This is a genomic window from Sphingobium yanoikuyae (genome assembly GCF_034424525.1).
GTDB classification, from domain to species: domain Bacteria; phylum Pseudomonadota; class Alphaproteobacteria; order Sphingomonadales; family Sphingomonadaceae; genus Sphingobium; species Sphingobium yanoikuyae.
On record NZ_CP139979.1, the window covers coordinates 205470 to 227530 of the forward strand.

General features: G+C 62.0%; 16 protein-coding genes and 1 pseudogene. 9 read left to right on the forward strand and 8 right to left on the reverse strand.

Annotated elements, in window-relative coordinates; all coding sequences use genetic code 11:
• Positions 1 to 18: 18 nt before the first annotated feature.
• Positions 19 to 1203 (reverse strand): FAD-dependent monooxygenase, encoded by a 1185-nt coding sequence (locus tag U0025_RS01020; protein WP_004210596.1) that lies wholly within the window; start codon positions 1201 to 1203, stop codon positions 19 to 21.
• Positions 1204 to 1997: 794 nt separating this feature from the next.
• Between U0025_RS01020 and U0025_RS01025 the strand changes: the two genes are divergently transcribed.
• The 4 genes from U0025_RS01025 (at position 1998) to U0025_RS01040 (ending at position 5577) form a co-directional block, all read left to right on the forward strand.
• Complete coding sequence (locus tag U0025_RS01025; protein WP_306452548.1) at positions 1998 to 3362, forward strand: site-specific integrase; 1365 nt, start codon at positions 1998 to 2000, stop codon at positions 3360 to 3362.
• Between the two features lie 39 nt (positions 3363 to 3401).
• Positions 3402 to 4765 (forward strand): IS3 family transposase gene (locus U0025_RS01030; RefSeq protein ID WP_139278864.1). Its coding sequence is split into 2 segments (ribosomal slippage): positions 3402 to 3749 and positions 3752 to 4765, totalling 1362 coding nucleotides; the frame shifts between segments, so codons are not numbered across the junction.
• 56 nt (positions 4766 to 4821) lie between these two features.
• Positions 4822 to 5133, forward strand: coding sequence for a hypothetical protein (locus U0025_RS01035; protein ID WP_004210601.1), 312 nt, complete (start codon positions 4822 to 4824; stop codon positions 5131 to 5133).
• A gap of 87 nt (positions 5134 to 5220) precedes the next feature.
• A complete protein-coding gene (locus U0025_RS01040) occupies positions 5221 to 5577 on the forward strand; it encodes a hypothetical protein (RefSeq protein WP_037490997.1) in 357 nt (118 codons plus the stop codon).
• Positions 5578 to 6005: 428 nt separating this feature from the next.
• Here U0025_RS01040 and U0025_RS01045 read toward each other — a convergent pair whose 3' ends face one another.
• From U0025_RS01045 to rtcR, 5 genes are all read right to left on the reverse strand, one after another.
• Positions 6006 to 7136: a PepSY-associated TM helix domain-containing protein gene (locus U0025_RS01045; RefSeq protein ID WP_004210610.1), complete on the reverse strand. Its 1131-nt coding sequence runs from the start codon at positions 7134 to 7136 to the stop codon at positions 6006 to 6008.
• 132 nt (positions 7137 to 7268) lie between these two features.
• Positions 7269 to 9509, reverse strand: coding sequence for a TonB-dependent receptor (locus U0025_RS01050; RefSeq protein ID WP_004210613.1), 2241 nt, complete (start codon positions 9507 to 9509; stop codon positions 7269 to 7271).
• 75 nt (positions 9510 to 9584) lie between these two features.
• Positions 9585 to 10550, reverse strand: coding sequence for a FecR family protein (locus U0025_RS01055; RefSeq protein ID WP_004210614.1), 966 nt, complete (start codon positions 10548 to 10550; stop codon positions 9585 to 9587).
• Between the two features lie 2 nt (positions 10551 to 10552).
• A complete protein-coding gene (locus tag U0025_RS01060; RefSeq protein ID WP_004210615.1) occupies positions 10553 to 11062 on the reverse strand; it encodes a sigma-70 family RNA polymerase sigma factor in 510 nt (169 codons plus the stop codon).
• A gap of 144 nt (positions 11063 to 11206) precedes the next feature.
• Positions 11207 to 12808 carry an RNA repair transcriptional activator RtcR gene (gene rtcR, locus U0025_RS01065; RefSeq protein ID WP_004210616.1) on the reverse strand — a complete coding sequence of 534 codons (1602 nt, stop codon included), beginning with the start codon at positions 12806 to 12808 and terminating at the stop codon, positions 11207 to 11209.
• Positions 12809 to 13054: 246 nt separating this feature from the next.
• Between rtcR and U0025_RS01070 the strand changes: the two are divergent.
• The 5 genes and pseudogenes from U0025_RS01070 to U0025_RS01090 all read left to right on the forward strand — a co-directional run bounded on the left by U0025_RS01070 (position 13055) and on the right by U0025_RS01090 (position 17596).
• Positions 13055 to 13145: pseudogene (locus U0025_RS01070) on the forward strand.
• A gap of 50 nt (positions 13146 to 13195) precedes the next feature.
• Positions 13196 to 14425: an RtcB family protein gene (locus U0025_RS01075; protein WP_004210617.1), complete on the forward strand. Its 1230-nt coding sequence runs from the start codon at positions 13196 to 13198 to the stop codon at positions 14423 to 14425.
• 32 nt (positions 14426 to 14457) lie between these two features.
• The gene (locus tag U0025_RS01080; RefSeq protein ID WP_004210618.1) at positions 14458 to 14937 is read left to right on the forward strand and encodes a hypothetical protein; all 480 of its coding nucleotides are present in this window, start codon (positions 14458 to 14460) and stop codon (positions 14935 to 14937) included.
• Positions 14934 to 15947 carry an RNA 3'-terminal phosphate cyclase gene (rtcA, locus tag U0025_RS01085; RefSeq protein ID WP_004210620.1) on the forward strand — a complete coding sequence of 338 codons (1014 nt, stop codon included), beginning with the start codon at positions 14934 to 14936 and terminating at the stop codon, positions 15945 to 15947. The genes U0025_RS01080 and rtcA overlap by 4 nt, the downstream gene beginning before the upstream one ends.
• A gap of 452 nt (positions 15948 to 16399) precedes the next feature.
• Positions 16400 to 17596 carry an IS256 family transposase gene (locus tag U0025_RS01090; protein ID WP_004207098.1) on the forward strand — a complete coding sequence of 399 codons (1197 nt, stop codon included), beginning with the start codon at positions 16400 to 16402 and terminating at the stop codon, positions 17594 to 17596.
• A 375-nt stretch (positions 17597 to 17971) separates the two neighbouring features.
• On the opposite strand, the gene U0025_RS01095 is transcribed toward U0025_RS01090, so the two are convergent.
• A complete protein-coding gene (locus U0025_RS01095) occupies positions 17972 to 21205 on the reverse strand; it encodes a glycoside hydrolase family 2 TIM barrel-domain containing protein (RefSeq protein ID WP_004210622.1) in 3234 nt (1077 codons plus the stop codon).
• A gap of 10 nt (positions 21206 to 21215) precedes the next feature.
• The gene (gene kduI, locus U0025_RS01100; RefSeq protein ID WP_004210631.1) at positions 21216 to 22052 is read right to left on the reverse strand and encodes a 5-dehydro-4-deoxy-D-glucuronate isomerase; all 837 of its coding nucleotides are present in this window, start codon (positions 22050 to 22052) and stop codon (positions 21216 to 21218) included.
• Positions 22053 to 22061: the final 9 nt, after the last annotated feature.

A 22061-nucleotide genomic window follows, 5' to 3' on the forward strand; every position in this document is an offset into this window, starting at 1 on the left:
GACGTTCCCAAGCCCGCCTCATTCGTAGCGGGACAGATCGACTTCCTTGCCCGGTCCGCTGAAAATTTTGGCGCTGAGATTGCGGACGAGGTCCGAACTGGCGACGCCGAGCACGCCGTGGAGCAGGCTGATGCCGAGCTGGCTCTTGGGATGCATGAGCCGGGGCGCTATCTTGGGCACACCTTGGCCGTCCTTGACCATAGGCCGCATCTGGTCCTCATAGGCCTGAAACGCTTCATCGATATCGGTATTTCGGATGAGCTCCTGCGCCAGCACATAGGCGCCAGTGACCGCCAGGGTGGTGCCGATCCCTGCGAGCGGCGTGGCACACCAGGCGGCGTCGCCGGTCAGGACTACGCGACCCAACGACCAGCGCGGCAACCGCACCTGCCGGAGCACGTCCAAATAAAAGTCGTCGGTGCCATCCATGGCCGCGAGGATGCGCGGCGTCTTCCAACCAGCATCGGCAAAGCGCTCGTGCAGGAAGGCCTTCTGACGCTCGACATCCCAGTCCTGCTCGCCCTCGGCTTCCTTTGAGAGCGACAGCATCGCACGGGTGGTGCCGTGCTGGTCGGGGCGGAGCGAGACGCTACGCTTGCCCGGCGCGTTGAACCAGCGCCACATCCGATCGTCGTCATCCGATCGCGGAATAGTGAAATAGGCGATGGTCATATCCATCCATCGCGGATCGTTTTCGCCCTTGAAGACCAGTTCGCGTGTCGAGGAGCCGACGCCCTCTGCGACGATCACCGCGTCGAAGGTCTCAGTTTTGCCACTGGAGAAAGTGACTCTGGCGCCATCCGGCGTGTCATCGACCGCCTTGATGTCGTCGCCAAACCGATAGGATGCTCGATCCTTCGCAGCGTTATACAGGAGACGCGCCAAATCGCCGCGCAAGATCTCCATCTCCGCAGTCGGACCATCGTTTCCGTTCTTGTCCACTGCGAAACGCGCTGCCTCGCTGCCGTCCTCGTTGACCCAGACCGTGCCTTCCTCGCCGGTGCCGTGATCAAGCGCACCCGCCTCCAGGCCTAGCCGGCGAAGCACCTCGCGCCCGATGCCGCGTACATCAATATTTTGCCCACCATCACGAAACGCCTTGGACCGCTCGACCACTACCACCTCGTAATCGTGACCGGAAAGCACCGCAGCGATAGTGTTGCCGGCGACACTGGCACCGGTGATGAGGATGCGTTTGGGCATGCAGCTCTCCTTGTCTCGACAAACCACATCGCCCATGATTGCGTTCCCCGTCTGATCAGCGCCTGTCGTTTGCGACGCTTGCGTGCCAATCCGCGCAGGGGCCCATGCGGACACGATAGCGGTTCAGAGTGGGGGCGTTGTGTTTAGATGAGGGCATTAGGATCGCGTTGCTGTCAAACGGTTTCAGGCCGATCGAGCGGCAGGTTTTGACAGAAGCTTTCTTCGCGAACCCGACAGGCGAAAGACGTATTCTGGTCGTTAGCCGTCAATGCCCAACATCGTCATTGCGAGCGTAGCGAAGCAATCCACCGGCGCGAGATGGGGTGCTTCGCTACGCTCGCAATGACGGGAATTGCTCGGCCGCCGACTCCGCACGACTGTTAACTATCCCCGTGACCCGGCTCCGATCCGGACGTTCGCCTATCGGCCAGATGCGCCGATCTGGTACAGCTGATCGCGAACAAATTATGAGGAAGATGTTGTCGGAGTAATCGTATTTGATTCACAAATTCGGAATCAAACGCGCCCATCTTCAACAGCTTATAGAAAATTTGGGGGCAGAATTGGGGGCATTTTTGGAGATCTGAACGAAGGTTTCATGCAATATCAAATGCTTAAAAACGATATATGAGTCCCGTAAGCGCACCAGTTCCCGGAAAATCGTTGGAAAACAACCGTCTGCCGGATCGGCACGCCCAAACTGTAGCACACGACTGTCGCACAACAGGGTTCGCGAGACGGGGTTAAGTTGCTCGAATCAAAGAAGAATACAGCCGCGAAACTGTAACACAGCAGTGTCGCACAAAAGGCCGTCTGGCTTGTGGCGAAGAGGCGCGGTTTATCAATATCGTGTGCGGGTGCCGGGCGATCTCGTCACACTGTTCGGCAAGACGCATTTCAGTCGGTCACTGAAGACGGCAGCGCGCGTAGAAGCCTTGCGGGCAGCGAGGAAGATGGCATTCGAGATTGAGCTTGACTTCGATCGTGCCCGTATCAGCGAAGGCCAGCCCGAGGTGCCGATGGCTGAGCCGACGATTCAGCTAGAGACAGTGAAGCTGACGATAGCTTCGAATGTGGGCGGGCCGACGCTCCAACAGGCGATTGATGGTTATATGACTGACCCGACCCGATCCCGGAGTCCGAAAAGTCAGGCGGTGTATCGAACGACCTACGCCACGATTGCCGCAATTTTGGGTGGAAAAACAGCAGTCAGGGACATTGGGCGAGACACATGCCGCGATCTGCTCTCCGTTCTCCAGAATCTACCTTCGAACGCAAACAAGCGGTTTCCGGCACTCACGCCGCGCGAAGCCGCAGGGCACGCGCTTTCTCATGGCATTGCTCCAATGTCGGTGGCGAACGTCAATGAATACATGAACAAGTTTTCCACTCTCCTGAACTGGGCATGCAGAGAGGAATGGGTATCCCGTAACGTCGCGAACGGCTTGCGCCTCGCAGTGCCAACTTCAACGGCTGAAAAGAGGAAGCCATTTTCTGCGGCTCAACTGAAAGTCATTTTTGATGCGCCCCTCTATCGAGGGTGCCGAGATGATGAAAATGGATATGCGCTCTCCGGCCTCAATCTGCCGAGGCGCAGTAGATTTTGGATACCGTTGATAGGGCTTTATTCCGGCGCAAGGCTCAACGAAATATGCCAGTTGCATACGGCTGATTTGCGGCAGATTGATGGCGTTTGGTGTTTCGATTTCCATGCGAACCCCGCCGCAGGAAAAAGACTCAAAACTTCAGCGAGCCGCAGAATCGTGCCGATCCATCCTATGCTCATTAGGCTTGGCATTCTGGCCTATTTGCGCAATCTTTATAAGGCTGGCGACCAGCGCCTGTTCCCGGAAATCGTGATCGACGCTTTTGGCCTGCACTCCGGGAGAGTGTCACGATGGTTTTCCCGCTTCCTCACTACCTGTGGAGCGGCAGCCGACGGCATATGTTATCACAGTTTTCGCCATAGTTTTAGGGACGCTCTTCGTGAAGCGGGAGTTGAGCGGGACGTGGCATTGAGGCTTGGAGGATGGACTGAATCCGGCAATGCTTCGATTTCAGTTGGCGATTCATACGGCGTTGGCTTCAGCGCGGCGCGACTGTTTGCCGCAATTGTCCGGCGTCAGCACCCATGGCACAGATTATGGGTTGAGATTTAAGGAGGGTTTGGGCTTCGTCGTAGTGACGAAGGAACGCAGATGAAGCCCAAACCCTCCTTGCGAAAATCGCCGACGAAGGCCTCTGCCGAAGCCGTGGTGAAGGATATTCGCCGACAGACGCGGCGGCATTTCTCGGCCGAAGACAAGATCCGCATCGTGCTCGACGGATTGCGCGGCGAGGACAGCATCGCCGAACTGTGCCGGCGTGAAGGCATTGCCCAGAGCCTCTACTACACCTGGTCGAAGGAGTTCATGGAAGCCGGCAAGCGCCGTCTTGCCGGTGACACCGCCCGCAGTGCGACAACGGGCGAGGTTCAGGACCTGCGCCGCGAAGCCCGTGCCCTCAAGGAATGCGTGGCCGATCTGACGCTGGAAAACCGTCTGCTCAAAAAAAGCATGATCGCGGATGGGGGCGACGACGAATGAGGTACCCTGCCGCAGAAAAGCTGGAGATCATCAGGATCGTCGAGCAGTCGCACCTGCCCGCCAAGCACACGCTGGATAAGCTCGGCATTCCCCGCCGGACGTTCTACCGCTGGTATGATCGCTTCCTCGAAGGCGGCCCCGAATCGCTGGAGGATCGCCCCTGTGCGCCAGGCCGGGTGTGGAACCGCATTTCCGAGGATGTCCGCGAGCAGATCGTCGAGATGGCGCTTGATGCGACCGAACTCTCCCCCCGCGAACTGGCCGTGCGCTTCACCGACGAGAAGCGCTACTTCGTGTCGGAGGCCACGGTTTACCGCCTGTTGAAGGCGCACGACCTGATCACCAGTCCGGCCTATACCGTGATCAAGGCCGCCGACCAGTTCCACACGAAGACCACCCGGCCGAACGAGATGTGGCAGACAGACTTCACCTACTTCAAGATCATCGGGTGGGGCTGGATGTACCTTTCGACCGTGCTCGACGACTATTCGCGCTACATCATCGCCTGGAAGCTGTGCACCAACATGCGCGCCGAGGACGTCACCGACACGCTCGACCTCGCTCTCAAGGCCTCGGGTTGCGATAGTGCCACGGTGCTGCACAAGCCCCGGCTGTTATCGGACAACGGCCCCGGCTACATCGCGGGCGAACTCGCCGAGTACATCGAGGCCCAGCAGATGAGCCACGTTCGCGGAGCCCCGTTGCATCCGCAAACTCAGGGCAAGATTGAGCGCTGGCACCAGACCTTGAAGAACCGCATCCTGCTGGAGAATTACTTCCTGCCCGGCGACCTCGAGGCCCAGATCGAGGCGTTCGTGGAGCACTACAATCACCAGCGCTACCACGAGAGCCTGAGCAACGTGACCCCGGCAGACGCCTACTTCGGCAGGGCTCCCGCCATCATCAGGCGCCGCGAAACCATCAAGCGAAAGACCATCGAACATCGCCGCTTGCTTCACCGCAAGCTCGCCGCCTAACATCAAGCCCCAGACGAGGCCCGCTCTCCGCTAATCCACGATCCCATCTGTGCCAAATGTTTCGACGACGGACACTGCTCGACGAGGCGACCGCCGCGATCGACCCGACTAACGAACGCACGGTACAGCAGGCCCTCGCCAGCCTCGTCGCGGACAGGACGCTGATCGTCGTGGCTCACAAGCTCGGCACCATCCGCGCCGCCGACCAGATCCTCGTCGTCAGCGAAGGTCGCATTGCCGAAAGTGGCTCGCACGACGCGCTGATGGCGGCGGGCGGGCATTACAGCAGCTTATGGAATGCGCGCGCTCGCTCGGAAAGCTGGCGGATCGAAGGGCACCCGTCAGATTTTGCAGAAGGACAACCCTGAGATGGCCGAACATCACGTCGGAACGTCGACTGGATAGACATCGACTTCCCCGAGGTTGTGTCTCTGCGCCGTGCCCAGGTCCCGCCATTGGCCAACGTGCGGTCGCTGGCTGGCGACGGCACACCGGTTGCCGGGTGGATCGACAATGTGCCCTGGCATGAAGGTCGCGCGGCGCTGATGATCGCCGAGGGCGTCTCGATATACCTAAAGCCGGAACAGGGGATCGCCTGGCGTGAAGCGATAACGGCACAGGCAAGGGGACACCGTTCCTCGCTGACTATCGGGCCCGACCTTGCCTCACCATTGATGGTCAGCCAATCACATCGCCAATCGAGCGTGTCGAAGACCTATGCAGTCTTTTCATGGGGTGTGAAGCATCCCGCCGACATCTCGGAGGAGGTGCCATCGCTTAAATTGACCGAAACCTATGATATTGTACGCTAGTGCGGATTGCCATCCTATCTGGTCGCATCCGCTTATCGGCTGTTGACGTTCGAACGGCCGATATACAGTTGCGCAGCATTCCGCATGTGAAGGATCGATATTCCAGGCGCCAGCAACGATCATTCTCATTGCGCTTGATCCGATGGCCATGAAGCTGCTGAACCTTATCTGCTGGCGGTGCCCGACGTGCTGTTCACCCTCAAGCTGGAGTGGTCCTGCGGCCACAGAGAACGCGACGACCAAACTGGTCGTGCCAGCGTCGATTTTTCCCGCTGACCCGAAATGCAAGGGCAGCTATCATATTTTCGATGGATCAGACCTGCGAGTCTCCTTACGATCTGCTTTCAAGTGCGCAGATTGTATGGCTGCCCTTGCGGACCTAGAGATCGAAAATTGGCCTCCAAACGGCGACAAAGGGTCGAAGTTGGTTAGCCTTTTTCTCTGCTTCGCCGACGCCCATCGACACGAAACATGAAAAGCAGAATGCCGGTGATCGCGGTTAGAACCGTGGCGATGCCGGCGCAAAATATGGCGATCCTGCCGGCCAGACCAAAGGCCTTGCCGGAATGCAGCGGATATTGCCAGGCGAAGAAATGATCGCCAGCGGATACACCGTTATCGTGCCTTGCACCGGCAGCTCTTCCATCCTGCTGACGGACATAGAGCCAAAGCCGCCCCATGCCGTCGAGATCGCGCGGATCATGCGCGCGAAAGGCATATAGGCCCTGGTGCGGGAGCAACTGGATCATGTCGATCCGCCGGCCTTGCACGCCCATCTGTTGCAGGATTGGGTCGATAGGCACGGCGTGCGAAGCACCGGACATGGGCGGCAGACTATAATGGAGCCGCTCCGAAACCGGAGAGGCCAAGCTGACCAATGACCGCATCTCCTCCTGCCAGCTCAGGCACAGGCCGGTGATCGCCAGTGTCAAAGTGATCGGGAAGGCCCAGACGCCCGGCGCCCGGTGCAGGTCGAACAGGCGGCGCAGGTTGAAGCCGCGCCCCTGCACCTGAAAGGCGGTACGCCATTTGCCGAGGCGCGGGATGGCAAGGATGATCGCGGGCAGATGATCGAGCACCCATGCCAGCGCGACCAGCCCCAGAAACCAGGCCATTGTTTCGCCGAGCATCAGGTCCATGTGCAGCGCATAAAGGGTGTCCATGACATGGTGCCGGTCGAAGGCCAGCCTGCCGCCTTCCCGCCAGCCAAGGACATGGCCGTTGCGCGGATCGGCGAAAAGCTGGGCCGGTCGCGGACCTTCGCCCGGTCGCGCCAGGCTGCCTACGATCAAGATACTGTGCGATGGCGCGTCCGGCAGGTCGATGAGTCGCGGCGTGAACGCAGGCAGGCGCCGGGCGGCGTTGGCCAGGGCGGCATCCAGCTGCGGCGCGTCGGTCCAGGGCTGCGCGATATGGCGCCAGTCCGGGTTCAGCCAGCGGTCGAGCTCATCATAGAAGGTGATGGCGCAGCCGGTCACCGCCAGCAGCAACAGCCATAGCCCGGCACCGATGCCGAAGCATCGATGCCAGAGCCGAAGCACCCGGCGCGCGCCGCGCATCGTCAGAAGCGCACGGATGCCGTCAGACGAATGTCGCGCCCCGGTTCGCGCACGCCGACCACGCCCTCGAAATCGGGAATGGCGGTGTAATCGGCGACGCTGGCATGGGCGCGATAATTGACGTCGAACAGATTATACCCCCGCGAACAGGGTCAGCCGCTCAGTGCCGAAGGGCTGCCAGCGGCCGAACATGTCAACCACCGTATAGCCGGGCTTGTCGACGAACTGGGTAGTGTCCGCCCAGCCGATCTCGACATTGCGCTGCAGCACTTCGATATCATTGAGGTCGTTATAATGGGTGACGCTGACTTCGAAGCCCAGCGACGGCGAGGGCTTGTAGCCGGCGGTCACGTTCCAATTGTCGCCGACCGAGGTGCCAAGGCCGATATGCTCATAGCCCTCGATCAGGTCGCCGTTGAGCCGCGAGCGATAATGATTGAAGTAGGCCTCGATGGAGAAGGGGCCGGAGGCATATCCGGCGCGCAGTTCCACCCCCTTGGCTTTGAACTTCCCGACATTCTCATGATAATTGGGCGCCTGGGGGAAGGGGCCATTGCCAATCTGGTCGAGGATCACGTCCTTGATCCGCATATCGTACCAGACCGCCGACAATTTTAGGCCGCCTCGTTCGAAGGAGGCGCCCGCCTCGATATTGTCGACCCGTTCGGGGCGCAGGTCCGGTTGCAGCGAGATACGGCCGGGGCGGCGCTCCAGCGTGAAGGCGTCGCCAATCTCCTTGCCGCGAAACGCCTCGGCAAAGCTGCCGCTGAGCGCCAGTCCGTCGAGGATCTCGTAGCGCAGGCCCGCGTTCCAGCTGACGCCTTCGCTGGCGGTGCCGTCGCGATAGGTGACCTGGGTCAGATCATAGGCGTCGTAGCGCAGGCCATAGCTGAGCGTCAGCGGATCGATGATCTTCCAGTGATCCTGCGCATAAAGGGCGAACACACTGCCCTTTTCCTCGAACTGGCCGACCGACGCATCCCACGCCCAATCCCCCCAAACGCTGACATCTTCCAGATATTCGCTGCTGACCTTGTCGTCGCGATATTCCGCGCCGACGATCAAATCATGACCGGCCTGGCGGAAGCGCGCGCGTGTGTCGAAACCGGCCGAACGGATGGTCGCGCCATAGAGGCCCCACCGATCGTACCGGTCCTGGATGAATCGCGAGCGGGTCCAATAGCCGGTTGCCTCCAGATCGATGCCGTCGGCGGGTGAATAGCCATAGTTGAGCGTTGCGGTCTGGCGCTTGCCCTTGGCTGGGAACAGTGGGTCACCAGCCAGCACGGGCCAGTTGGGGCGCTGGCCAAAGGACGCCTTCTCGTTGCGCTGCTCATAGCTCAACGAAAAACGGTGCCCGCCGCCCAGATCGCCACCGACCTTGACGAAGCCCAGATTCTGCGTCGCGGCCGTGCCGTAAAGCTCGTTGCCCGCGCCATCCTCCATATTGTCGCGGTCGACATAGGTGTAGGATCCGATGATGCCGACATCGCCAACCAGCTTGGCGTAGAGTGTGCCGCTCAGCTTATAGCCGTCATTGGAAAACCAGCCCGCCTTGGCCATGCCGCCCAGACTCTGGCCGGGGAGCAGCAGGTCGTCGGCGTCGCGGGTCTGGAACCGGATCGCCCCGCCGATCGCGCCGAAACCCGACGTTGCCTCGCCCGCGCCGGCCTTCACATCGACCGTCTTGAGCAGTTCCGGTTCGATCGAGACGCGGCCAATATGGTGGAACAATGTGCCGCGCTGCGGGGCGCTGTCGACCGTCACATTGAGCATGCTGTCTTCCAGACCGCGCACATAGATTTTCTGCGCGATGCCGAGCGATCCGCCGACCGTGACGGAGGGCACCTGCCGGAACAGGTCTGACAGGTTGTTGACCTGGCGAAATTCGATCTGCTTCTCGTCGATCTCCACGTCGGTCAAAGCGCCGACAACGGTGATGCTGGCCTCGGCCTCGCCATCGTCGAGCGGGACGGGGGCGGTGGCAGAGGAGGGGGCGTAGCCAAGCGATGTCGCCTGATAGCTGGCGCGCGGAACAGCAGGGGTCGCCGGATCGCTGATCACGCGATAGCCGCCCCGGCCATCCGACTGCGCCCGCAGACCGGCGGGCGCGAGCAACCGGCCGAGCGCCTGCTCCGTGGCATAGGCGCCGCGCAGCCCCTTCGACTGTTTGTTGCGTACCAGCGCGGGATCGACCGCCACCACGATGCCCGCCTGCCGACCAAGGCGGGCGATCGCTGCGCCCAGAGGCCCGGCGGCGATGTCGAACTGCTGCGTGGCGGCCGCCTGTGCCTGGGCCGTTAGCGGCAGGGCCTGTCCGGCGGCGAGGCACAGGGCCAATGCGCGCAGGGATGAAGCGTGGATGATGGTCATAAATCCCCCGTGTATGAGATGGTCGCAACGGGGACGGACGCGGGCGGCAAAAAGGGACAGCGGCCCAGCAAAAAATCATGGATCGCGCGTGATGATGCTGTTGCCGCCTGATTGGTTGATCCACAAGCCGCTCGTTTCGGCGATCGCGGCCAGCGCCCGGTCGCTATCGCGCAGCGGGTAACTGCCGGTAATGCGCATGTCGCGAAGGGCCGCCGGATCAAAGCGGATCGGGCGATCGCGATACCGGGTGAGCTCCGCCAGCGCCTCGGTCAGGGGCATGTCGTCGGCCTCCAGCCAGCCCTTGCTCCAGGCCGATGCACGTTCGACGTCAACGGCGGGGAGCCGCTCTATCGCCCCGTCCGACAGGCGGACGCGGTCGCCGGCGCGCAGATCGACGCACGACTGCCGGACCAGCGCGGTGGTGCAGGCGCGCACGCGCGATTCGATCACGGTGACGGTCGTGCCGTCAGCATCGCGCGCAACGCTGAAGCGCGTGCCCAGCGCCGTTGCGGTGCCGTCGGCCGTTTCGACGATGAAGGGCCGGGCCGGATCGCGCGCGACCTGCGCCATCAGGCGCCCGCGGAACAGGCTGACCCGCCGTTCCTCCCCGGTCAGGCTGCGCGACACAGCACTGTTGGTATCGACATGCAGCGTCGAGCCGTCCGCCAGCGCCACTTCGCGAATGTCGCCGGGCGCAGTACGCAGGTCGGGAAAATATTGCCGCACCGACAGGCTGTGGCTGGCGAGCCAGGCGGTCCCGGCCATCAGCAAGAACGTGGCGAAACCGGTGCCCATGCGCCGCGATGTGGCGGAGCGCCGGGCCGTGTTCGACAAGGCGGTCCGCTCGGTCGGTGCGAGATCGGCAAAACGCTGGTCGAGCGCGCGCATCCGGTCGAACGCCAGCCGGTGCCGCACGTCCTGCGCGCACCAGGATTCGCAGGCTGCGCGCTGCGCCGGGGATATATTGTCGCCATCCAGTTCCGCCGCCCATTGCGCGGCGCGGCTGACCATCGCGGGCGTTGGGGCGGCGCTGGCGGCCATGCTCAATCGTCGAACGCCAATGTGTAACAGAGCGCATAGGCGCGTGCGACATGGCGTTTGACGGTCCGGTCGCTGATGCCCAGGCGCGCGGCGATCTCGGCATGGCCAAGGCCATCGACCCGGCGCAGCAGGAAGGCTTCGCGCACGTCGGCGGGCAGCGGCGTGAGCAGCGCCATCAGCCCTTCGAGCATCTGCACGGCTTCGACGATCCGGTCGGGCGTCAGTTCGTCCACCTGTCCGCCCAGCATGGCGGCCGCATCGACCAGCGCCTGCTCCAGCTCGCGCCGCCTTATATCGTCGACGAGCAATCGCCGCGCGACCACGGTGAGATAGGATCGCGCATCGCGCAACGGCGAGGGTATGCCTTTTTCGATCAGGCGGCAGAAGGTTTCCTGCGACACATCGGACGCCCAATGCGGGCATCGCGTCCGGGCGACCAGCCACCGCACCAGCCAATGATGATGGTCGGCATATAGCTGGCCGATCGCAGAGGGGGCGACTGCGCTGCTCACGATTGTCTCCGGCTGGTTCTGGCACCGGTTAACGCAAATGAGATTGATTAGCAATTTGTTGCATTGAGCGCTGTAAAAGGCCAGCACCGGTTCGTCAGTAAATAGGGACGACAATCAGAAGCTTGAACGACCGAATAGGGGCGATCACATTAAGTCGTTCACCACCGACCATTCCAAGTCGAACCGTGCCAGATATTTTCGCAGGCGATCTGCATCATTCGAGCTGCTGCGGCGCATGCGCGAGGCGTTGAAAAGAGTTCGCCCTGCTTGCGAAAGCGAGCGGCTGGCGCGGCATATCCTGATCGTCTCGGCGAGTTGGACGCGATCGAACAGGTCGAGTTCGGCCATCTGCTCGTCGCTCAATATCTCGGACAGAATGTCTGCGGCGTTGTCAGCCTGACCTGACCATAGCCGCCGCAGCCGCTCGATTTCCTTGTCGACGCAGTCCACATCGATCCGCCCCTTGGGGCTGAGTGTGGCCATGCGGGTGATGCTGGCGGCGAGATCACGGAAGTTGCCCGGCCAGCTTGCCTCTCCGGATATCGCAAAAGTCAGATAGCGCTGGCGCGCTTCCTTGTTGAAGCTGGCCTGATCGCCTTCGCGCTCGGCGAACCGATCGAGTTCATAGTCGAGATTGGGCTCGATATCCTCTCGCCGGTCAGCGAGGCCCGGCAAGCGGAAAGTCCAGAGGTTGAGACGCGCGTACAGATCGTCGCGAAACGCACCGGCTGCCACTGCTTCGCCCAGATCGCGGTTGGTGCCGGCGATCAGCTGGAAATCCGACGCGACCTCCTTGTCTGCACCGACAGGAAGGAAGCGCTTGTCCTCGATCGCGCGCAGGATCATAGCCTGCTCGTCGAGGCCAAGTTCGCCAATCTCGTCGAGGAACAGCATGCCCTTGTCGGCGGAACGGAGCAGGCCCGGCCGGTCGGCGACCGCACCGGTGAAGGCGCCCTTTCGGTGGCCGAACAATGCCGGCATGGCGCTGTCGCCCTTGAGTGTCGCGCAATTCACCTCCACGAACGATCCGGCGATTTGATGCTTGGCCTTTTTCAGCTCGTAGATGCGCCGTGCGAGTTGGCTCTTGCCTGCGCCAGTCGGCCCCATGAGCAACACGGGCGCACGGGACCGCAACGCGACCTGCTCGATCTCGTCGATCATGCGGTTGAAGGCGGCGTTGCGCGTGTCGATCCCGGACTTGAGGAAGGACGTGCTTTCCGCGCTCGCGACAGCAAAGCGGGTGGCGATGCTGTCGTAGCGCGATAGGTCGAGATCGATGATGCTCCAGCGGCCGGGCGCTCCGCCATCTTCGGCGCGCTTGGCGGGCTGGGTCTGGAGCAGGCGCCCCGGCAAATAGCGCGCCTCGGTCAGCAGGAAGAGACAGATCTGCGCGACGTGCGTGCCGGTGGTGATGTGTAGGAGGTAGTCCTGCTCGTCCGGATCGAACGGCTCGGCTCGCGCGAAGTCGAGCAGCTTGCCATAGACCTCCTCGAAATCCCACGGATCGCGGAAGTCGAGCACGCGCATGTCGACCTGGGTCTCCGGTGAGACCGAGGCGATATCCTCCGCAACATGTTCGGCCAGACGCCGGTGAGCGGTGCCGTGGAGCAGCACCAGTCGATCGACCCGCAAATCTTCATGCATCGTGAGCGCGACCGTCGGCCGCCACTTGTTCCAGCGCGAAGGCCCGAATTTGCTCGCATCGAGCGTGGAGCCCAGGAATCCGATCACGGTCAGCGGTTTCATTATTATATAATAGGATAAAAGTATATCCTATGCGATAGGAAAATTGATCTCCGCCAAGCGATGTGAATCGCGATCTATAAAAATAAATTGCTATATATCAATAGTATATGATTTTCATTCGCCCCAATCCGCAGATTGGCACACCTCCTGCTATCTGGATATGCGTTGGCCGAGGCGGATTACTCGGTCGGCATGCGGAACCGGGGCGGCCGGAATGGGCCGGCCGCCCCAAGGACCGGAAATTAACAGGGCGCAGCTCAGTCTGCGCAGAGCGCCTGCCCAAAAGGCAGGATGCTTGAGCAGGAGCCCGCAGGTTCAAATCCTGCCGCCCTGACCAGATGTGGCTGAGGTGGAAGCCGGACGCCCAGAGCGAATGAGGAGGTCGTAATGACCCAGTTGAGTAATTTCGATGTTCAGCATGTCGAGGGCGGCAAGCCGATCAAGCTGTGGACGCGCGGCGTGCCGGTCGACGAGAAGGCGCATGAGCAGCTGCGCAAGGCGGCGCAGATGCCCTTCGTCTTCAAGCATGTGGCGGCCATGCCGGATGTGCATGTCGGCATCGGCGCCACGGTAGGCTCGGTGATCCCGACCAAGGGCGCGGTGATCCCGGCGGCTGTGGGCGTGGACATCGGCTGCGGCATGATGGCAGCGCGCACCTCGCTGATGGCGAGCGATCTTCCGGACAATCTGGAGGGCATCCGATCGGCCATCGAGCAGGCGGTCCCGCATGGCCGTTCGGTCGGTCGCGGCCAGCGCGATCATGGCTCATGGGGTGCCCCGCCGGTCGAGATCGTGGACGCCTGGGCGACGCTCGTGGAGCGGTTCGACCGGATCACGGCGAAATATCCGCGCTTCAAGAACACGAACCAGCTTACCCATCTGGGCACGCTGGGGACGGGCAACCACTTCATCGAGCTGTGCCTCGATACCGAGCAGCGCGTGTGGATCATGCTTCATTCGGGTTCGCGCGGCGTGGGGAATGCGATCGGCACCTTCTTCATCGAACTGGCCAAGCAGGACATGCGCAAGTGGTTCATCAACCTGCCCGACGAGGATCTGGCCTATTTCCCCGAAGGGACCGACCATTTCGACGACTATGTCGAGGCGGTCGAGTGGGCGCAGGACTTCGCGGCGCTGAACCGGCGGATGATGATGACCAATGTGATCCGGGCGCTGCGCGGCCAGATCGCCAAACCTTTCGACGCCGAGCTGGAAGCGGTAAACTGCCATCACAACTATGTGACGCGGGAGAATCATTTCGGCCAGAATGTGCTCGTGACCCGCAAGGGCGCGGTGCGCGCGGCGAAGGGCACGATGGGCATCATTCCCGGCTCGATGGGCGCGAAATCCTTCATCGTGCGTGGTCTCGGCAATGCAGAATCGTTCGAGAGTTGCAGCCATGGCGCGGGGCGCGTGATGTCCCGTACCCAGGCGAAGAAGCTGGTGACGCTCGATGAGCATATCACCGACACGGCGGGCGTCGAATGCCGCAAGGACGAGAGCGTCATCGACGAGACGCCCAAGGCTTACAAGCCGATCGAAGCCGTGATGGCCGCCCAGGCCGATCTGGTGGAGATCGTCCATACGCTGAAACAGGTGGTGTGCGTCAAAGGCTGAGCCTTTGGCGTACACTTCCAGAGGAATGTGTCATGTCCAATGACGTCAATGACTGGCACCAAGAGGGGCGGCTCTTCGTCTGGCGCTATCCTAACGCCAGAAAGGGGTGGGCAGGTTGGCACTTCACGGGAGATCCGGCGGGCTGCCGATCAATCAGAAATCTGCTTGATCGGATGCATGGCGGCGGTGCCTGCCACCGGACCATCAAACTCTCACCAGTGACCGAGGCGATCCTGTCCGTGCCCAATTATAAGTTCAGGACAGAGGGACGTTTCGAAAAGCTCAGGCTCGAGTACCGCCCGGACTTTCCGGACCTCCTCCTGGAACCGGCTGATGGGGCTTTGGTGATGACCGTCGGCATGCATCGGCTCAGGGCGTTAACTGCTGCCTTTGCGGAAGTTGAAATTGGGCTTGGTGACTTTGGTATCCCCACCTCCCGCAGCCACAAAGCTCTAGCGTGGATGTTCTGGTGGATGCCCAGCATCAACTATAACTATGGAAGAAGATTGTGATCATCATTGATGGATCGGAAGGCGAAGGCGGCGGGCAGGTCGTGCGCAATGCGTGTGCGCTTTCGCTCGTCACCGGCAAAGCCGTCCGGATCGAGAATGTCCGCGCCAAGCGGTCCAAACCAGGGCTCATGCGTCAGCATGTCACCGCGGTGGAAGCCGCGCGCGTCATCGGCAATGCCGAATGCGAGGGGCTCAATGTCGGTTCGTCTGCACTCAGCTTCACGCCGGGACGCGTCGTGCCCGGCGAGTATCGCTTCGCCGTCGGCACGGCCGGATCGACAGGGCTTGTCCTGCAGACGGTGTTGATGCCGTTGCTGCTCGCCGATGCGCCATCAAGATTGGTGTTGGAGGGCGGCACGCACAACATGCTGGCGCCGCCATTCGACTTCATCGCGAAATGCTTCCTGCCAGTCATCAATCGCATGGGGCCGAAGGTTGAAGCGCGGCTCATCCGTCATGGCTTCTACCCGCGTGGGGGAGGGCGGATCGAGGTCGACATCAGCCCGGCGCCGTTGCGGCCGATCAATTGCCTGGAGCGGGGATCGCTCATCGGCGTCAGTGGTCAGGCACTGTTTGCCGGCCTGCCGTTCGAGATTGCGGAGCGCGAGATCAATATCGTGCGTCGGGATCTGGGTTGGTCGGAGCGGGAAGCCTGCGTGCGCGAACTGCCGGAGGATCAGGGGCCAGGCAACATCCTGTTGCTTGAGGTGCAGTTCGAGCATGGAACCGAGATCGTCAGTGGCTTCGGCCAACTGGGCGTAACAGCCGAGCGTGTGTCCAAGAAGGCGGTCGGGCGAATGTCGGGGTTCCTGGAGTCCAATGCCTTTGTCGGTCCCTATCTGGCCGACCAGTTGCTGCTTCCCTTCGCACTTGCCGGTGGAGGCAGCTTCACGACCGTCAAGCCGAGCCAGCACAGCCTGACGGCAATCGATGTGATCGGGCGCTTCCTGGACAGGCAGCTTGGCTTTACCCAGCAGCCGGGAGGGACGCATGTGCTGACCGTCCGATGAGCCCGAACGCCCAATCGCCGGAGCTGTCTGGAATGGGCAAGGGATTTGGCGAAGCCAATGCGCCATGCAACTCGATACGCTATATGCCCACTCCATCGGCACTGATGGGGTGGGCCAATGATATTTATAAGCCATTCCTTTGGGCCGGGGATGGGCGGTCGCTTAGACCTCATTTCGATGTTGTGTCACAAACACCTGCCATCACGGTCGGCCAAACTATCTAGCGCATCCGAGAAGAGCATGGCTTTACGCAAGAAGGGTTCGCCTGAAAGGCCCGCCTAGATCCGTTTTTCTACGGTCGGTTGAGCGCGGATCTCGGAATGTCGCACTCAATAGGCTGTGCGCCATGGTCGTGTCCCACGGGGTGGTGTAGGAAGGTTTCTCTGAGAGGGTGGCCACCGTCGATCTTCTGGTAGGGTTCGGATGCGAACTCGAACCTGGAGAAGAAGACGATGACCGACGACAGAATGGCCCTTGTTGAGCTGATTGAGCAAGGGGCAGACAGCGATTTGGTGCGCGATATGCTGGCATTTGCCGCCGAGCGCATGATGGATCTGGAGATTGAGGCCAGAACGGGTGCGGCTGCGGGCAGTCGCAGCCCGGCGCGGCTCAACCACCGCAACGGCTATCGCGAACGGGGCTGGGACACTCGGGCCGGCCGGATCGAGCTGGCGATCCCCAAGCTCAGGAAGGGCAGTTACTTCCCGAGCTTCCTTGAGCCACGCCGCACGGCTGAGAAGGCGTTGGCGGCGGTGATCCAGGAAGCCTACGTCCACGGTGTCTCGACTCGCTCGGTCGACGATCTGGTCAAGGCGATGGGCGCCAGCGGCGTCTCGAAGAGCCAGGTGAGCCGTCTGGTGGCCGAGATCGACGAACGGGTGAACGCCTTCCTGCAGCGGCCGATCGAGGGCGAGTGGCCCTACCTGTGGATCGACGCCACCTACCTCAAGGTCCGCGAGGGCGGGCGGATCGTCTCGACGGCGGCGATAATCGCCGTCGGCGTCAACACCGATGGTCGGCGCGAGGTTCTGGGCGTTGCCACCGGCCCTTCAGAAGCGGAACCCTTCTGGAAAGCCTTCCTGCGCTCGCTCGCCGACCGGGGACTTCGCGGGGTAAAGCTGGTCATCGCGGACGACCACAAGGGGTTGCGCGCCGCCGCCAGCAAGGTGTTCGCCGCGAGCCAGCAACGCTGCCGGGTCCACTGGATGCGCAATGCGCTGGCACATGCCGCGCCCAAGCAGCGACCGGCAGTCATCGCCATGATCAAGACGATCTTTGCGCAGGAAACGGCTGAAGCGGCTCACCAGCAATGGGAACAGGTCGCCGATGCCCTGCGCGAGAAGTTCCCGAAGCTGGCCGACATGATGGCCGGATCGCGCGAGGACGTGCTTGCCTACATGACCTTCCCGAAGGAGCACTGGGCGCAGATCGCGTCGACCAACCCGCTGGAAAGGGTGAACAAGGAGATCAAGCGAAGGGCCGATGTCATCGGCATCTTTCCGAATGACGCCGCCGTCGTCCGCCTCGTCGGAGCACTCATGCTGGAACAGAATGATGAGTGGGCGGTGTCACGCCGTTACATGACGCTGGAAACCCTCGGCTCGGTAAGCCATAACCCCATTGTCAGCCTGCCAGCTCTGGCTGCCTGACCCGAACCTGATCCTACTGCGGATCGACGGTTCCTACACCACCCCGTGGGACACGACCTGCGCCATTACCCCGAGACTCTCGTTGGTGCTGGCCCGAACGATTTCAGATAATATGAGAAGTTTATCTGCGGAGTCGGGTACCGGATGAGGAGAACGACAGTCAGTGTAAAACGGGCTGTAAAAAGGGCCAGTCATTCTAAAAAATGTCGACTAAATTCATCGCGTTGACTCTGTTATGTCCGCTAGCCTCGTCAGGCTCATAACCTGACGGTCATGGGGCCAATTCCTACCCCAACAGCCAACACACCACACGCGCATTAGAAGCCCGCGCAGATCACGCGGGCTTTGTCGTGCCAGCGCCCCTGACCGCCTCTCTCACTCAACCCCTGTTGCGCGCGCCGGCTTCGCCTTGCCGGGCGTGGTGCCCGTGCCGGCGAAGGGGCTCAGGCGGAAGCTGAAGCGCGTCGGTGCGCTGGTGGTGCGATAGGCGGCCATGGGCTTGCCGAACTCGCTCCACTGGGTGTCGCCGCCCACGCCCCATTGCGCCGCGTCGATCAGCAGCGTGCCCTGGTCGCGCGGCCGGATGTCCGACGATTTCCAGGTGCCCGGCTTGTACCGGTCGAGATCGGCATAGGGGAAGGCGAGGGCGTTCATCATCATCGGCCGCTCGCCCTGCACGCGCAGGCCTGCGTTGCCTCCTGACAGTTCCATCCAGCGGACATCGACCTTATTGCCGGTCTCCTGCGGTCGGATATAGTCGTGATTCTGGGCCGCCAGTGCGCCGCGCCACAGGCCGATCGGCGCCGATGTCCTGCGATCGACATAGCTTTCATGCGGGCCGCGGCCATACCATTCGACCATATCGAGATCGGCCGGCAGGCTGAAGGCGAGGCCGATGCGGAAGGGGGGCGGCAGGTCGGGTTTGACGGGGGTGAAGCTGCCGGACACGGTCACCGAACCGTCGCCGGCCATGTGGTAGATACTGGTGAAGCTGGCAGCGCCATCGCCCAGTTGATAGTCGACCTCGACGGCGCGGTTGCCGTCGGTCTGGGGCGTCAGGCGGATCGCGCTGACCTTGCGCTGCTCGCTCATCCCCTTCCAGATTGCGAATTGCTTGTCGGTGCCGATGCCGATGTCATTGTCGGTTACCGCGCGCCAGAAATGCGGCGAGCCACCCTGTGCCAGTATCCGGCCGCCCTTGCTGTAGGAACGGACCAGGCCGCTCGCCCGGTCGATCACCAGTGCTGCGTCACCGGCGTTGAGGCTGATCGCGCCGCCCTTGTCGCTGATAGCAACGGAGCCGCTGGCGGCGGCGGGCAGGGCAGGTGTGTCCTGTTGCAGGGCAAACTGTTCCCACCCGACCAGCGCATTAGCTTCCACGGCGGGGATTGAGCCGGCTTTGGCTCGGGCGCTGATCGTCACGAAATATTCCGACCCGGCCCGGCGCGGCATGGTTGCGATCGGCAGCGTCATTGCAGCCGCCCCATGGGCGGGAACATTGGGCGCGGCGAGCGACCCACGCGCAACCTCCACGCCATCCTCCAGCAGTGCCCAGTCGAAGCTGAAGCCCGACAGGTCGATGAAATCATGCCGGTTGCGGACGGTCAGGCGGCCGCTCGCCGGATCGAAGCCGTCGAACTGGATCGGTGCGTAGACTTTGCGCAGTTCGTAGAGGGCGGGATTGGGAGTGCGGTCGGACTGGAGCAGGCCGTCGCCAAATTCGATGTCGCCACCCGGATTGGGGCCATATTCGCCACCATCGCCCCAATAGCGCCGCCCATCCTTGGTGTAGCGATACATGGACTGGTCGACCCAGTCCCAGATGAAGCCGCCCTGCAACTTGTCGGGATGGGCGTAGATCGCGTCCCAATAATCCTTCAGATTGCCACCCGAATTGCCCATCATATGGGCATATTCGCACTGGATCATCGGCTGCCGGAAATTCCAGTTGGTGGCATAGTCGACCAGCTTGGCGACCGGATCATACATGGGTGCATAGATGTCGGCATAGTCATTGGGGCGGTGATCGCCGATCCCGTCCCATGTGCCCCAGCCCAGATAGCTGATCAGCCGATCGGGATCGCGCGCCTTGGCGGCGGCTGCGGCGGCGGCGAAATTGGGGCCGATCCCGGCTTCATTGCCCAGCGACCAGAATATGATCGAGGGATGGTTCTTGTCGCGCTCCACCATGTTGGCTACGCGGCTGACATGGGCATCCTTCCAGGCCGGGTCGAAGCCGATCTGGAATTCGGCGCGCCGTTCGCCATGCTTGTTGGCATAGTCCATATAGGCGTGGCTCTCGATATTCGCCTCGTCCATGACATAGAGGCCATAGCGGTCGGCAAGCTCGTAGAGGCGCGGATCATTGGGATAGTGCGACGTACGGATCGCATTAATATTGTTGCGCTTCATCAGCTGGATGTCGCGCTCCATCGATTCCAGCGAGATGACGTGGAAGGTTTCGGGATCATGTTCGTGGCGGTTGACGCCACGAATGGTGATCGGCTTGTCGTTCACTGTCACGACGCCATTCTGCATCGCCACGGTACGGAAGCCGATCCGCGCATAGCTGGACTGGATGATCCGCCCCTGCGCATCATAGAGTTCGACCAGCAGCATGTAGAGATTGGGCGTCTCGGCCGTCCATGGCTTCACCTTGTCGACCAGGCCGGTCAGTGTCACGCTGCGTTCGGCCTGGCCTGCGGCAACGGGCTGGCGGCCTTCGATCACGGTGCGATCGCCGTCCATCAGGACATAGCGGGCGCTGGTCGCGGCCCCCGGCGTCACCGCGACATCGACCGCCAGCTTGCCGGCGCCCGTCTTATTGTCGAAGCCGGCATGGGCGAAGAAGTCGCGGATGCGCGTCCTGGGCGCGGCCATCAGGAACACCTCGCGCTCGATGCCCGACACGCGCCAGAAATCCTGATCCTCCAGATAGGAGCCGTCCGACCAGCGGAATATCTGGATGGCGATGCTGTTGCGGCCGGGGCGGACGAAGCGGGTGACGTCGAATTCTGACGGCAGCTTGCTGTCCTCCGAGTAGCCGACTTTCTGGCCGTTGACCCAGACATAATAAGCCGAGCCCGCCGCCCCGATATGCAGCACGACATCCTGCCCGGTCCAGCCCGCCGGCAGATCGATGTCGCGGCGATAGGAGCCCACCGGATTGGTCGCATGAGGGATCAGCGGCCGGTTGGCGGGGAAGGGGTAGGTGATATTATTATAGCGGGCCTGGTCATAGCCCTCCGCCTGCCAGTCGGCCGGCACCTTGATCGATTTCCAGCCCGACACGTCGAAATCCGGCTGCTCGAACCCGGCCGGCAATGTGTCGGCATCGGGCGAGAAGGCGAATTTCCATTCCCCGTTCAGCGACAGGAAGCGGTCCGATTGGGTGCGATGGCCGGCCAGCGCGCGGTCCCGGCTCTCGAACGGAAAGGCGGTGGCGCGGGCGGGCAGCTTGCCGATTGCGAAGATTGCCGGATTTTCCCAGTCGGGCCGGGCGGGATCGACCTGTACGGGCTGCACCTGCGGCGGGCCACCCTGCGCCAACGCGCCGCCCGCCAGCGCCAGTGTGCTGACCGCCGCCAGGGTCCAGATCCGTCCGTGCATTCCCATCCCCTTATTTCAACTGGCAGATATCGAGGACGTCCATGTCCTCATAATCGAGATTTTCGCCGGCCATGGCCCAGATGAAGCTGTAGTTGCGGGTGCCCGCGCCCATATGCACTGACCAGGGCGGCGAGATCACAACCTCCTCATTCTCCATCACGATGTGCCGCAATGCGTCCGGCTGGCCCATATAGTGGAAGATTCTATCCTCATCTTCCAGATCGAAATAGAGATAGATTTCCGATCGCCGCTCATGGACATGGGGCGGCATGGTGTTCCAGACGCTACCGGGCTCCAGCCGGGTGAGGCCCAGGCACAGCGACGCGCTCTGACACAGATGGGGCAGAATCAACTGATAGATGGTTCGTTCGTTGGACGTCTCCAGGCTGCCCCGCTGCATCGGGTTGCTATCCGTCTGCGACAATTTGCGTAGCGGGAAAGCAGTATGCGCCGGGACGCTGAGCAGATAGAAACGCGCGCCTTCACCGCTGAAGCTGACCGCCTGCGATCCCATCGGGATATAGAGCGCTTCATAGCGGGCAAGCCTGTGGTCAGTGCCATCGACGCGGACCGTGCCGTCGCCCTTGCCGATATTGACGACGCTCATCTCGCGCCGTTCCAGCAGCGGATGGCCGGCCGCACTTTCCGGCTCGCTCTGGCATGGCAGGTCCAGCGTCCCCGCGCCCGGCACCGCGCCGCCGATGATGAAGCGTTCGCCATGGGAGTAGGTGAGGGTGATTTCCCCTGCGCGGAACAGGCCGGATACCAGATGCCGGTCGCGCAGATCCTCATTGCTGGCGCCGTCCATCATCGCGGGATGGGTGGCGTAATAGGTTTTCTCGAACATGCCGCTGGA